Origin of the sequence: Anabaena sp. PCC 7108 (assembly GCF_000332135.1) — a bacterium.
GTDB lineage: Bacteria > Cyanobacteriota > Cyanobacteriia > Cyanobacteriales > Nostocaceae > Anabaena.
The window spans coordinates 2,082,236-2,095,257 of sequence record NZ_KB235896.1 but is presented as its reverse complement, the minus strand read 5'-3'; the positions used below and the strand labels follow the sequence as shown (position 1 = coordinate 2,095,257).

The following is a 13,022-nucleotide window of genomic DNA, read 5'->3' as shown; positions in this document are numbered from 1 at the left end:
GTCACCTGTCACCCTTCGGGTTCACCAGTCGCTAATGGGGGAAACCCCCAAGACCGCGCTGGTTCACCTGTCACCTATTTTGTAATTTTAATTTCATAAATATTCCAGAAAAGACCACCAAGGGCAGAAAATTTTATCCCTTCCAAGCGATTGCGTAGTGCTACCAACGAATAAGGGTTTACTAAATAAATTGTTGGCAAATATTCTTGGGTAATCTGCTGGGTTTTCGCATAAATCACCTTGCGTTTTTCTTCATCTAACTCTTTTGCACCTTGAATATACAGTTGACCAATTTCTGCTTCCCAAGGAGCAACTTCCCAACCTTGAATTGGCTTTTGTCCTGCTTGTGGTTTTTGATTAAATAAATGAGATCCACCATCTGGAGACCAAAGATTAGCACTATCATTAGGTTCTAACCCAGCACCAAATCCTATTAAACCAGCATCCCAGTCTAAGGTGTTGGAAATCTTATCTATGTATGTATTCCATGCCATTGGGGTGAAATCAACTTGAATGCCAATTTTGCTCAAGTCTTGTTTAATTTGTGATCCCATCGCTTCACGAATTTTGTTCCCAGCATTGGTAATTAAAGTAAAGCGAACAATATTACCTTGAGCATCTAAAACTTGACCTTGTTTATTATATTTAAATCCTCCTTTAATTAACATTTCCTTGGCTTTACTTAGATTAAAATCGTAAATTTTTAGCCCAGATTGAGGTGATAAATAATAGGGACTTTTTTCATAAATCGGTGAATTTTGTAATTTACCTAAGCCTCTAAAAGTATTATTAATCATTGTTTGCCTGTCAATTGCATAGGCTACAGCTTGCCGAAATTCTACTGTATTAAACCAACGTGACTTAACTGGATCAATTAGAGGTTTACCATTCCTTTTTCCTTTATTCAAATTAAAGAATAAAAATGTTGTACTGGAACTAGGTCCACCATTATATATTTTGAAATTCCCTTGTTTCTCTTGAACTTTTAGCAGAGAAAAGTAATCAGGAGACACACCCACAGCATCTAATCCACCAGAACGAAATTGCAGTAAGGAAGTATCTGTTGATTCGACAATTTGCCAAACTATCCTTTCAATATAAGGTTGGGGATTACCTTGAGCATCCTTGCGCCAGTAATAGGGGTTTCGGCGAAAAATTATACGTTGACTAGTATCATAGCGTTCTAGTTTATAAGCTCCATTAACAATTATTTGTTCTGGGGGAGTATCCACACCCCATTTTGTCAAAAATTTTGGTTTACCCTCGTTATCTTTTGTTTTGATTGATTCTTTCAGAGCATGGGCTGGTAAAATGCCATAAGCCGTAGCACTACGCAAAAATGGTGCAAATGGTTCTGGAACAGTAAACTCAACTCGTCGATTATCAACTTTTCTTACGGCAATCAACTTCCGATTTTCGCCAATCTTAAGTGTGTCTCTAATATCAGTAGGAATATCTTCATTGAGATAAATATCGTTATAAGTAAACACTACATCATCAACTGTTAGTGGTTTGCCATCAGACCATTTGAGATTCTCACGTAAAGTAAAAACAATTTTTAATTTGTCATCAGAAATTTGCCATGATTCAGCTAAAGCTGGCTCAATTTTACCAGTTTCATAGTTTTCTGTAGTTAATCCTTCATAAGTCCAACCAAAAATGTTGGGAGATTCCGAATTTAGCGCATAGTTAAATGTTTTTGGATCGCTGAGAATGCTAGTTACTATTTGAGGTATTTGAGCAGCATTTATTTTCAGTTTAGTTGGGTTGCAAGCCGTAATTGATATTGCTGTAAATGCAATGATAGTTATTAATAAAAAAATGCGTTTTGTGTGATGAAATATCTTTTTAGTAGATAACATAGTTTTAATAGTTAATTATTTAGTTTGATGAACGAGAATTGAACCAATTGAGAAAATCCTGCGTGGTTGTAAAATATTTAATTCCAGCATTGCTTAAAACTGCTTTAATTTCAGGTTTACCAAAGTCCTTACTATTATTACTAATAAATGCTTTATCTTCTTGAGTATGTAATTGGGCATGATCTAGGATACATTCTAGTATTAAATTATCCATGATATCATTTTTAATTAACCATGCTTCTGGTTGAAAAATAGTTGTTTCTGCAATATTCTGAATTAAATTTTTATTTAAATTTATTAATTCTGCATTATTCAGAAGCTGATCAATAGTAGTGAAAAGTCTATCTTGAATATCATTAATTAATAGTTCATTATTTATACGCGCTTCACCTAAATTACCCATAAATAATCTAGCATAATTAGATGTCTTATCACGGTTTAATTCCTTAATCTGTTTATCCATTTCTTCTTGAAACTCTAAGCGTTTTCTTTTATCTATTTTGTATGTAGTAAGAGATTCAATATAACAAACATCTGGTATAACTATGCGAATTGATGAAGAAATATCTCGCAATAAATCTTCTGCTTTTAAATCTTGTCCTTTAGCGACAGCCATCAAAAAATTAGTTTCAATGTAAAGTATAAGCACTTGAATTCACCTTGATCTAGCAAGTTATTTATATTAGTTATCAACTGTTTAAAAGCATCCCTTTACTAAGGGTTGTAGTATCTCCATCTTCTAAAAGCTTCAACAAACCAATTTCATCAATTTCTTTAAATTTCGGTGGTATTTCTGATTTCCAATGATAAGCTAAATCACGAATCCAACCTTCCGTAAGTCCTGTAAGATACAGACTAAATATCCTTTTATTACTGAAGCTTGAATCGTAATAATTAAAAATCTCATTTGTATTAAAATTGATAATTTCTGAAAATTCGTGACCATTCCATTTAAAGATGAGAATAGCTTCTAAATCAACAAACATAGCAAATTCAACTTTTTCTCTGACTGACGGTTGCCAGTTCTCAATCATGCGCCCAAGATCATTTCCTATATGGTTATGTGGGTACTTAAAAGGAAAACCTCTAATTTTACCAACGAGAATGCTGTTTCCATGTTTATCTAAAGCGATTAAATCGGGAATATCTACATCTCCTAAGTTTTGATTTAGCATAGGATGATTTTCTCCTCAATTAACTAAGTATATATGTATATATCTTTAGCATTCAAGCATTGATTTTAATGCAAATGATTAGTCAATGGTTTGGTTGGATAAATACTTAAAATTTAATCACCAGCCACCAACAAAACTACAGCATAAGCACAAATACCTTCTTCTCGCCCAGTTGGTCCCAATTTTTCATTCGTGGTAGCTTTCACACCAATTTGATTTGGTTCGACTTCTAAAACTGCTGCTAATTTATCCCGCATTTTAGTAATATGCGGTTTTAATTTGGGACGTTCAGCCACAATTACAGAATCAATATTGCCTATTTTCCAACCTTGATCACGAATTAGCTGATGTACTTGAGTTAATAATACTAAACTATCAGCCCCAGCCCATTGGGGATCAGTAGGGGGGAAATAATGACCAATGTCCCCTAAAGATAAAGCGCCTAGCATCGCGTCTATAATGGCATGAGTTAGCACATCAGCATCACTGTGTCCTAATAAACCCAATTCATGGGGAATGTGAATACCGCCTAAAATTAAATTGCGATCGCTCACCAAGCGGTGAATATCATAGCCATTACCAATTCTGATGTTGATAGTCATTAGTCATTTCTCCTCTGCACCCTGTTTTCCTCTCTGTCACCTGTTACCTCTTCCCTTTCTTCTTGCCATTTTGAGAGCAAATCGGGACGACGGGAAGCAGTACGTTGAATTTGTTGTTGGAAACGCCACTTAGCAATTTCTGCATGATTACCACTCAATAACACATCTGGAACTTTCCACCCACGAAAATCTGCTGGACGAGTATATTGGGGAAAATCCAATAACCCTTCTTCAAAACTTTCGGCTTTGAGAGATTCTACCTTCCCCACAGTTCCTGGTAGTAGACGGACTACCCCATTAATTAAAGCCATAGAAGGAATTTCTCCACCAGTGAGAATAAAATCGCCTAAAGACACCTCACGAGTAACTAAATTCAGTACTCTGTCATCAACCCCTTCATAATGTCCACAAATCACAATCAATTGGTCGTAATTGGTCACTAATTCGCGCAGCAAGGGCTGATCCATCGTTTGACCTTGGGGACTCATCAAAATCACTTCTCGACGGGGTAGAATCGGCAGCGACTCCACAGCAGCAAAAATCGGCTCAGGCTTCATTAGCATACCTACGCCACCGCCATAAGGTTCATCATCTACCTTCCGATGTTTATCAGTGGTAAAGTCCCTAGGGTTGACAAGATGTACTTGAGCAATCTGTTTAGCCAAAGCTTTGCTCAAAAGACCAGAACTCAGAACCGAGAGAAAACATTCAGGAAAAAGCGTAACTATATCAAAACGCACAGTAATTCGTATGCAAGGACAGTAATCTTAGATGGGAATATTTAACGTAAATTGCTAAATTATCCCAGTTCGGGCGGGGAACGAGTAATAACTGAGCAGTGATTAGTATAATTTTCACCGGTTCACAGATCCATATTCCCAGATCCCTTCAAGTCAGAAAGAGGTAAAACAGGAGTTAAACTTCATCAATAGTATCTAAAAGTACCAGAAGTATTGGTTTTTTGGTGGGATCAAAAGTTTTTCTAATTACTTAATTTATGTTTAAATATTGTCACAACTAAATTTAAATTAATAATCCCACCAAAGTTAACAACTTCCAGGATGCGTCGAGCCAGCCTCAGAATGAAGAGTGTCAAGACCTGCTTGCCCCAATCCAGAGGGGAAACCTAACCCCAAGCAATAAGAAAGCCAGTCTGAAGCAAGTGGATAGGTGAAAAACAAGGCGGTGGCGATGAGGAACAGCAACGGACATGATTCGGCTGAGGTATCGTGTGCGTCAAGCAGTGTCCTCTCGAAGAATCAAAAGGCGAAAATCAACAAGCTACTAAACCTTGTTAAATTCACACGCCATTCGCCAAAAGCCGGGAAACCCCTTTGGGTTCGGCAGTCCACTCGGCGGCAAAGCCCTTACGGGTTCAGCAGTCCCTCTACTTGGGGAAACCCCAAGATCGGGCTGCTTCACCGCACGTGTGGCTGCACTCACCGTCCAAGGCGATGGCTCCTGAAGTTGTTGACAGGAGAAACACAATGCAGCAATTAAAAGCTAAATCGCTGGAAATGAGGACACCCCAAGCAACAAAAACCGCCGTTCTGGTTATCGGAGGCGCAGAAGACAAAGTTCATGGACGCGATATCCTACGAACTTTTTTTGGTCGTGCTGGCGCTAACAAGGCGTATATTACAATTATTCCATCAGCCTCCCGCGAACCCGCTATCATCGGTGGTCGGTATATTCGCATTTTTGAAGAAATGGGTGCTGAAAAGGTGGAGATTTTAGACATTCGTGAACGGGAACAATGCGAAAATCCCCAGATTAAAGCAGCCCTCGAAGCCTGCACGGGAGTCTTTTTAACCGGAGGAGACCAATTGCGGCTCTGTGGAGTTCTGTCAGATACACCAGCAATGGAAATTATCCGACAACGGGTAAGGGCAGGACAACTAACCCTTGCAGGAACTAGTGCGGGGGCAGCTGTCATGGGACATCATATGATTGCAGGTGGTGGTAGTGGTGAAACACCAAATCGTTCTCTAGTCGATATGGCAACAGGTTTGGGATTTATTCCCGAAGTGATCGTAGATCAACACTTTCACAACCGTAATCGCATGGGAAGATTAGTAAGTGCGATCGCTGCTCATCCTGATCGTCTAGGCATTGGCATTGACGAAGATACCTGTGCTGTATTTGAGCGTGATGGTTGGCTACAAGTCGTGGGCAAAGGCAGTGTTACCATTGTTGACCCCACAGAACTCACCCATACCAACGAACCTCATGTCAGCGCCAATGAGCCTTTAACAGTACACAATTTACGTTTACATATCCTCAGTTACGGAGATCGATTCCATCTATATCAACGTACTGTATTACCTGCTGTGCATCGGATCTCCAGCTGACGGGATAGAGTATCTGAGGTTACACTGAGTTGACCGCACATTTATTTACTGCTGCAAAAAGAATTAAATGAGTACTATCTGAAAAGAAAAAACTGTTCATGACAAACAGTTTAGCGGTCAATTCCAGTAAGAAACTAGAATTTTGGTTCCGAATCTCCATCTACCTATTCCCATGAGAATCCTCAAGATCCAGACCTTACGCGGCCCAAACTACTGGAGCATTCGACGCCACAAGCTGATCGTCATGCGCCTCGATCTAGAAAACCTTGCCGAAACGCCCTCGAATGAAATACCTGGCTTTTATGAAGGATTAGTTGAGGCGCTGCCAAGTCTGGAAGGTCACTATTGTTCGCCTGGCTGTCGAGGTGGTTTTTTGATGCGGGTACGAGAAGGCACAATGATGGGCCATATCGTGGAACACGTAGCTCTAGAACTCCAAGAACTAGCTGGAATGCACGTAGGTTTTGGTCGCACGCGCGAAACTGCTACACCTGGAATTTTCCAGGTGGTAATTGAGTACCTGAATGAGGAAGCTGGACGCTATGCGGGACGTGCCGCAGTTCGGCTATGTCAAAGTATTGTTGATCGAGGTCGTTATCCCAAGGCAGAATTAGAACAAGATATCCAAGACCTGAAGGACTTTTTGCGTGATGCGTCTTTAGGTCCTTCTACAGAAGCAATTATCAAAGAGGCAGAAAAAAGAGGCATTCCTTGGATGCCCTTAGCTGCACGCTTTCTGATTCAGTTAGGCTACGGCGTTAACCAGAAGCGAATGCAGGCCACAATGAGCGATAACACAGGCATTCTGGCAGTAGAACTAGCTTGCGACAAAGAAGCCACTAAACGCATCCTGGCTGCTAATGGTGTGCCAGTACCTAGAGGTACAGTAATCAACTTCTTGGATGATTTAGAAGAATCCATTGAGCAAGTTGGCGGTTATCCCATCGTTATTAAACCCCTAGATGGTAATCATGGGCGCGGCATTACCATTGATATCAGAAGTTGGGATGAAGCGGAAGCGGCATACGAGATGGCCAGACAAGTTTCCCGCTCTATCATTGTGGAGCGCTATTATGTCGGGCGCGACCACAGGGTACTAGTCGTAGATGGCAAAGTAGTCGCAGTGGCTGAACGTGTACCAGCCCATGTTGTTGGCAATGGTAGATCCAGCATTGCCGAACTGATTGAAGAAATAAACCTTGATCCTAATCGTGGTGAAGGTCATGATAATGTCCTCACCAAAATTGAATTAGACCGCACCAGCTACCAGCTGCTAGAAAGACAAGGTTACAATCTCAACAGTGTGCCGCCCAAGGGAACCATTTGTTATCTACGGGCAACGGCCAATTTGAGTACAGGTGGTAGTGCCGTAGACCGCACCGACGAAATTCACCCTGAAAATCGCTGGTTGGCACAACGGGTAGTCAAAATTATCGGTTTAGATATTGCCGGACTTGATATTGTCACCTCTGATATTAGCCGTCCCCTCAGAGAATTGGATGGCGTAATTGTAGAAGTTAACGCCGCCCCTGGTTTCCGAATGCACGTTGCCCCTAGTCAAGGCATTCCCCGCAACGTCGCTGGTGCAGTGATGAATATGCTGTTCCCTAATGAACAATCTAGCCGTATTCCCATTCTCAGTATCACTGGCACTAATGGTAAAACTACTACTACTCGCCTGTTAGCACATATTTATAAGCAAACTGGTAAGGTGGTTGGTTATACGACTACAGATGGGACATATATCGGAGATTACTTAGTAGAGGCCGGAGACAATACAGGACCTCAAAGCGCCCACGTCATCCTCCAAGACCCAACTGTGGAGGTAGCTGTATTAGAATCAGCCCGTGGTGGTATTCTTCGCTGTGGATTAGGTTTTGAATCTGCTAATGTCGGTGTAGTGCTGAACGTAGCTGCTGATCATTTGGGGATTGGCGATATAGAAACCATTGATCAATTAGCCAATCTTAAAAGTGTAGTTGCCGAAGCTGTATTCCCTGATGGTTATGCGGTACTTAATGCTGATGATAACCGCGTGGCCGCCATGTCAGAAAAGACTAAGGCAAATATTGCTTACTTCACCATGAACCCCAGTTCGGAACTAGTGCGAAAGCATATAGAAAAGGGAGGAGTGGCAGCAGTTTATGAAAATGGTTATCTGTCAATTGTCAAAGGTGATTGGACACACCGCATAGAAAGAGCAGAAAATATCCCCTTGACAATGGGTGGAAAAGCGCCATTTATGATTGCTAATGCTTTAGCAGCAAGTTTGGCCGCATTCGTGCAGAATGTCACTATTGAGCAAATCCGTGCCGGCTTAAAGACTTTCCGCGCTTCAGTTAGTCAAACGCCTGGACGAATGAATCTGTTTAATCTGGGTAAATACCACGCTTTGGTAGATTATGCCCATAATCCTGCTAGTTATGAAGCCTTGGGATCATTTGTTCGCAACTGGACAACTGGTCAGAGAATTGGCGTAATTGGCGGTCCTGGCGATCGCCGTGATGAAGATTTTGTTACTCTGGGTAAATTAGCAGCAGATATCTTTGACTACATCATTATTAAAGAGGATGATGACACTAGAGGTCGTCTACGTGGTTCAGCGTCTGATTTGATTACTCAAGGTATTACTCAAGCCAAGCCTAATTGTCGTTTTGAATCAATCCTTGATGAAACCGAAGCAATTAATAAAGCCTTAGATATGGCTCCTGATGGTAGTCTGGTGGTAATTTTGCCAGAAAGCGTTAACCGGGCAATTAAGTTAATTAAATTGCGCGGTGTACAGGAAGAAATCCAGCCACAAAGTGCAACTACTAATATCAATGATTCCCAAAATGGGGTAGCACCTTCTTCCGTGGTTAATACCCTACTCTAATTACTAGTAGAGACGCAAATCAACTCGTCTCTACTTGTGAATGTTTTTCTTCGTCTTCTCGTTTCGTCTCGTCATCGGAATTTTTTTATTCAATAAGATCATTTTGGTAGATATTGCTTCTACTAATTTGATTAAGTTTTCTGTTGTAGGGAGTTGTTCATAAAAATTCATATTATTTACGTTACAGATTTCCACACAGATGGATCTTTTACCAACTGAGAAATATGTTTCCCTAGTCTTATAAAATGTTTAGAGTTGAATGTCAATAAAATATCTACATTTGCTTTTATGGCTGTTTGAGCAATAATTGCATCATAAATTCCACCTCCTGTAATATTGAGATGCGTAACATTTTTTAAAACTTGCAAATAGTCAGCACTTTCTAAATCAACAGTATGAAACGACGCAATATTATTAATTATAATGTCATGAACTTGTTGAGTGCTGAGAGGTTTGGGTAAAGGCAATCGTGTGATGACTGCATATAGTTCTGCTATAGAATGAGTTGAAATGTAACCTGAAATGCTTTTGTTTCTGACTTTTTGTATCCAAGGAAGACTGATAGAGTGATTAGGATGTGCTTCAATCATAGCTGAAACTAGAATATTGGTGTCGAATAGTGCTTTCATTGTGATGTGAGGTCGTTGATTCTTTCTTCACGGACAAATGAAACCCAATCAATATCCGGTAAAGAACCTTGTGCTTTAATGACCATGAAACCGTCAATGCAATTTAAAAGGTTTTCATCTGTTTCAGTGATTGAGGAAGATAATTGTGGTTGAAGTTGGAGAAGATGTAAAAAATTGAGTAGTTGAGAAACTACATTTTCTGGCGCTTGCTCAATTTCATGAATCAATTGCTCTTTTATAGTCATATACTTTCCTCCTGTTATTTTCAGATTAACACTTTTTGTAAAGAAAGATAATTTATGTATTGCCATCAGATGCTTCTGTTTACTGTTGCAAAAACTCTCGAATAGATGACAATAGCTGAGGATTGCTTTCTATCATTTCTAGCAAGGTTAACGCTGTTTCATTATTAAGTGCGGGAAGATTTGCTTGTTGTACAAGTGCTTTGAGAATATCAATCAATGTTTCCTTATTGCAACCCAAAAGTCTCATTACATATAGCAACTTTACTGTAACTGCTGCGTTTTGCGTATTAGGGTGTTCATTGCCTAATCTTGTTTTATATATTACCAATGCTTGTTGAGCTAAATCTTCAGCTTCTGAGTATTTACCTTGCGCTTCATACAACAATGCCAAATTATTGAGACTGGTAGCAACAGAGGGATGGTCAGCACCTAATAGGCGTTTCCAGATTTCTAAAGATTGCAAATAAAGAGGTTCAGCTTCGTTGTAACGTCCTTGATTTCTATACAATTCTGCCAAATTATTGAAACTTTGTGCGACATAAGGATGGTCAGCACCTAATTGGCGTTTCCAAATTTCTAAAGATTGTAACCAAAGAGGTTCAGCTTCGTTGTAACGTCCTTGATTTCTATACAATTCTGCTAAATTATTGAGACTGGTAGCTACAGAGGGATGGTCAGCACCTAGTTGGCGTTTTTTGATTTCTAAAGATTCTAAATAAAGAGGTTCAGCTTCGTTGTAACGTCCTTGTAAATAATAAAGTAATGCCAAATTATTGAGACTGGTAGCTACAGAGGGATGCTCAGTACCTAGTTGGCGTTTTTTGATTTCTAAAGATTGCAAAAAAAGAGTTTCAGCTTCGTTGTAACGTCCTTGTAACCTGTACAATTCTGCCAAATTATTGAGACTGTCAGCAACATCAGGATGGTCAGGACTTAATTGGCGTTTTCTGATATCTAAAGATTGCAAAAAAAGAGTTTCAGCTTCGTTGTAACGTCCTTCCGTTTCATATAACACTGCTAAATTATTGAGACTGGTAGCAACATCGGGATGGTCAGCACCTAATTGGCATTTCCAGATTTCTAAAGATTGCAAAAAAAGAGGTTCAGCTTCGTTGTAACGTCCTTGTGATTCATATAGTAGTGCCAAATTATTGAGACTTTGTGCAACATCGGGATGGTCAGGACTTAATTGGTGTTTTCTGATTTCTGAAGATTGCAAATAAAGAGGTTCAGCTTCGTTATACCGTCCTTGTAACCTGTACAGTTCTGCTAAATTATTGAGACCGGTAGCAACATTGGGATGGTCAGCACCTAATTGGCGTTTACAGATTTCTAAAGATTGTAAATACAGAGGTTCAGCTTCGTTGTAATTTCCTTGTAAAGTGTAGAGTTCTGCTAAATTATTGAGACTTTGTGCAACATCAGAATGATCAGCAACTAATTGGCGTTTTCTGATTTCTAAAGATTGTAAATACAGAGGTTCAGCATCGTTGTAATTTCCTTGTAATTTATATAGTAATGCCAAATTATTGAGACTGGTAGCAATATCGGGATGGTTAGCATCTAATTGAAGTTTTCTGATTTTTAAAGATTGCAAATAAAGAAGTTCAGCATCATTATACCGTCCTTGTGATTCATATATTCCTGCTAAATTGTTGAGACTGGAAGCGACAAGGGGATGGTCAGCACCTCGTTGGCATTTGCTGATTTTTAAAGATTGTAAATAAAGAAGTTCAGCATCGTTGTACCGCCCTTGTGATTCATACAGTAGTGCTAATTGATTTAAACTGTAAGCAAGTTGAGTATTTTCATTGCCTTGACACCAAGTAATCATCTTTTTGAGATGTGTTTCAATTAAATTGAATGTTTCTAAATTGCTTGATTGATCAACATTACCAGCAACGTCAATAAACACATCACAATATATTTGTTTGATTTGGTCATAGTCAGAATGCTGTTTGAGGTGTTCACTAAAATAGTCGTGAATAAGTAAATGTAAATTGTAAATATTTTCTCCAACAGTTATCACCAGATGCAGCTTACGGAGTGATTTTAACCAACGGTCTTTTAAATTATCCTCATTAAATGATTCACCTTGCAAAAGTTGATAAATACCTGTGACAAAACCCCAATAAACGGGGGAAGCTGCAAATGCTCCCAAAACACAAGCGAGATGTTTAGCTTCTGGTTTCAATTCATCCCAACTTAAATCAAATGCTGCTTGCAAACCTCTTTGTGCTTGCATTCCTCCCGGTACTTCTTCTGGTGACAATGAAGGGTGTTTAATTTTTTCTTGTAACTTACCACGCATTTTTTCTAGCGTTAGTTCCTGATAGTCTTCATCATCTAAATAATATGCCACCAGTTCTAAAGCTAAAGGCAAATACCCTAATTCATAACAAAGCAGTTTGGCTTGTTCTAGTTCTGCATCTATTCGTGATTGTCCAATAATTGAACCTAAAAAAATTCTTGCGGCATCTTCTGATAATACTTTTAGTTCTAATTTTTCTATAATATCTGTTTCAGGATTTTCCCGTGAAGTCATCAATAACCGCAGGGAAACTAAATCTTTTGGTGGTAAATAGGTTTTGATATTATCAGCTAAACCAGATACATCATCAAAAATCAATAATACATTTTCTGTTTGATATTTCCATTGTTGCCAACAAGCCTTAACCATTTGTGGAGTAGATAAATTTGCTGGTAACTCGGCTTTAAATCTCCATTTAGTCAAAGCGATAATTTCCGTAGCCATGTTTTGTCTATCTCTGGCATCAATATAATAAACTCCACCAGTAAAGAATGATGTACATTCTGTTAAATTGGCATATTCTCGCACCAGTCCAGTTTTACCAACTCCACCCATACCAGAAACAACACAAACGTTTTTACCACTTTGCAATAATTGATGGAGTTGGGTTAATTCTTCTTCACGTCCAAACAATCCACCCTCACGGGGTTGTGGTGGTGTGAAGGGGTTTCCTTTTAGTTGTGTGGGAATCTGAGGAAAGTATTGTTGCTGGAAAATTTCTAAAACAGCTTGTAAAGTTTCTTTATCAACATGAAAATTATCACCAATATAGGCTGTACCACCTGTAACAAATGTCTGAAAGCCTTTAGCATTACCATAATTGCTTTGACGAAAACTTGCTGCTAATTCTGAATCGCTTTTTAAGGCTTGCTGCAAGTCTTTTGCTAACTGTTCAGGACTAGCTTGAGGATGACTCTGAATTAACTCAACAGCCATCTGACATAATTGTTCTATCGCTTCTTTCATGTCAAA

At 39.2% G+C, this 13,022-nt stretch carries 10 protein-coding genes; 2 read left to right on the top strand and 8 right to left on the bottom strand.

The window, feature by feature from the left end:
- Window positions 1-74: 74 nt before the first annotated feature.
- From ANA7108_RS0110305 to trmD, 5 genes are all read right to left on the bottom strand, one after another.
- Entirely contained in the window at window positions 75-1,862 is a 1,788-nt protein-coding gene (locus ANA7108_RS0110305; RefSeq protein ID WP_016950707.1) for an ABC transporter substrate-binding protein, read from the bottom strand.
- A 19-nt stretch (window positions 1,863-1,881) separates the two neighbouring features.
- A complete protein-coding gene (locus ANA7108_RS0110300) occupies window positions 1,882-2,511 on the bottom strand; it encodes a PIN domain-containing protein (RefSeq protein ID WP_026104100.1) in 630 nt (209 codons plus the stop codon).
- Window positions 2,512-2,551: 40 nt separating this feature from the next.
- Window positions 2,552-3,037, bottom strand: a complete 486-nt coding sequence (locus ANA7108_RS0110295; RefSeq protein ID WP_016950705.1) for a hypothetical protein — start codon at window positions 3,035-3,037, stop codon at window positions 2,552-2,554.
- A 113-nt stretch (window positions 3,038-3,150) separates the two neighbouring features.
- Window positions 3,151-3,639 (bottom strand): 2-C-methyl-D-erythritol 2,4-cyclodiphosphate synthase, encoded by a 489-nt coding sequence (gene ispF, locus ANA7108_RS0110290; RefSeq protein WP_016950704.1) that lies wholly within the window; start codon window positions 3,637-3,639, stop codon window positions 3,151-3,153.
- A complete protein-coding gene (gene trmD / locus ANA7108_RS0110285) occupies window positions 3,639-4,379 on the bottom strand; it encodes a tRNA (guanosine(37)-N1)-methyltransferase TrmD (protein WP_026104099.1) in 741 nt (246 codons plus the stop codon). The genes ispF and trmD overlap by 1 nt, the downstream gene beginning before the upstream one ends.
- Before the next feature lie 747 nt (window positions 4,380-5,126).
- On the opposite strand from trmD, the gene ANA7108_RS0110280 reads away from it, so the two are divergent.
- Window positions 5,127-5,990 carry a cyanophycinase gene (locus ANA7108_RS0110280; RefSeq protein WP_016950702.1) on the top strand — a complete coding sequence of 288 codons (864 nt, stop codon included), beginning with the start codon at window positions 5,127-5,129 and terminating at the stop codon, window positions 5,988-5,990.
- A 172-nt stretch (window positions 5,991-6,162) separates the two neighbouring features.
- Entirely contained in the window at window positions 6,163-8,865 is a 2,703-nt protein-coding gene (cphA, locus tag ANA7108_RS0110275) for a cyanophycin synthetase (protein WP_026104098.1), read from the top strand.
- Between the two features lie 176 nt (window positions 8,866-9,041).
- Here cphA and ANA7108_RS0110270 read toward each other — a convergent pair whose 3' ends face one another.
- From ANA7108_RS0110270 to ANA7108_RS0110260, 3 genes are all read right to left on the bottom strand, one after another.
- On the bottom strand, window positions 9,042-9,494 hold the full coding sequence (locus ANA7108_RS0110270) for a PIN domain-containing protein (RefSeq protein WP_016950700.1): 453 nt from the start codon (window positions 9,492-9,494) through the stop codon (window positions 9,042-9,044).
- Window positions 9,491-9,739: a hypothetical protein gene (locus ANA7108_RS0110265; protein WP_016950699.1), complete on the bottom strand. Its 249-nt coding sequence runs from the start codon at window positions 9,737-9,739 to the stop codon at window positions 9,491-9,493. Before ANA7108_RS0110265 ends, ANA7108_RS0110270 begins: the two co-directional genes overlap by 4 nt.
- Before the next feature lie 79 nt (window positions 9,740-9,818).
- Window positions 9,819-13,016 carry a tetratricopeptide repeat protein gene (locus tag ANA7108_RS0110260; RefSeq protein WP_016950698.1) on the bottom strand — a complete coding sequence of 1,066 codons (3,198 nt, stop codon included), beginning with the start codon at window positions 13,014-13,016 and terminating at the stop codon, window positions 9,819-9,821.
- Window positions 13,017-13,022: the final 6 nt, after the last annotated feature.

Bases quoted from the DNA above. Each gene is read 5' to 3' on its own strand.
- ANA7108_RS0110265 (WP_016950699.1), bottom strand. From the start codon at position 9,739: ATGACTATAAAAGAGCAATTGATTCATGAAATTGAGCAAGCGCCAGAA.
- ANA7108_RS0110295 (WP_016950705.1), bottom strand. From the start codon at position 3,037: ATGCTAAATCAAAACTTAGGAGATGTAGATATTCCCGATTTAATCGCT.
- ANA7108_RS0110270 (WP_016950700.1), bottom strand. From the start codon at position 9,494: ATGAAAGCACTATTCGACACCAATATTCTAGTTTCAGCTATGATTGAA.
- ispF (WP_016950704.1), bottom strand. From the start codon at position 3,639: ATGACTATCAACATCAGAATTGGTAATGGCTATGATATTCACCGCTTG.
- ANA7108_RS0110305 (WP_016950707.1), bottom strand. From the start codon at position 1,862: ATGTTATCTACTAAAAAGATATTTCATCACACAAAACGCATTTTTTTA.
- ANA7108_RS0110260 (WP_016950698.1), bottom strand. From the start codon at position 13,016: ATGAAAGAAGCGATAGAACAATTATGTCAGATGGCTGTTGAGTTAATT.
- cphA (WP_026104098.1), top strand. From the start codon at position 6,163: ATGAGAATCCTCAAGATCCAGACCTTACGCGGCCCAAACTACTGGAGC.
- ANA7108_RS0110280 (WP_016950702.1), top strand. From the start codon at position 5,127: ATGCAGCAATTAAAAGCTAAATCGCTGGAAATGAGGACACCCCAAGCA.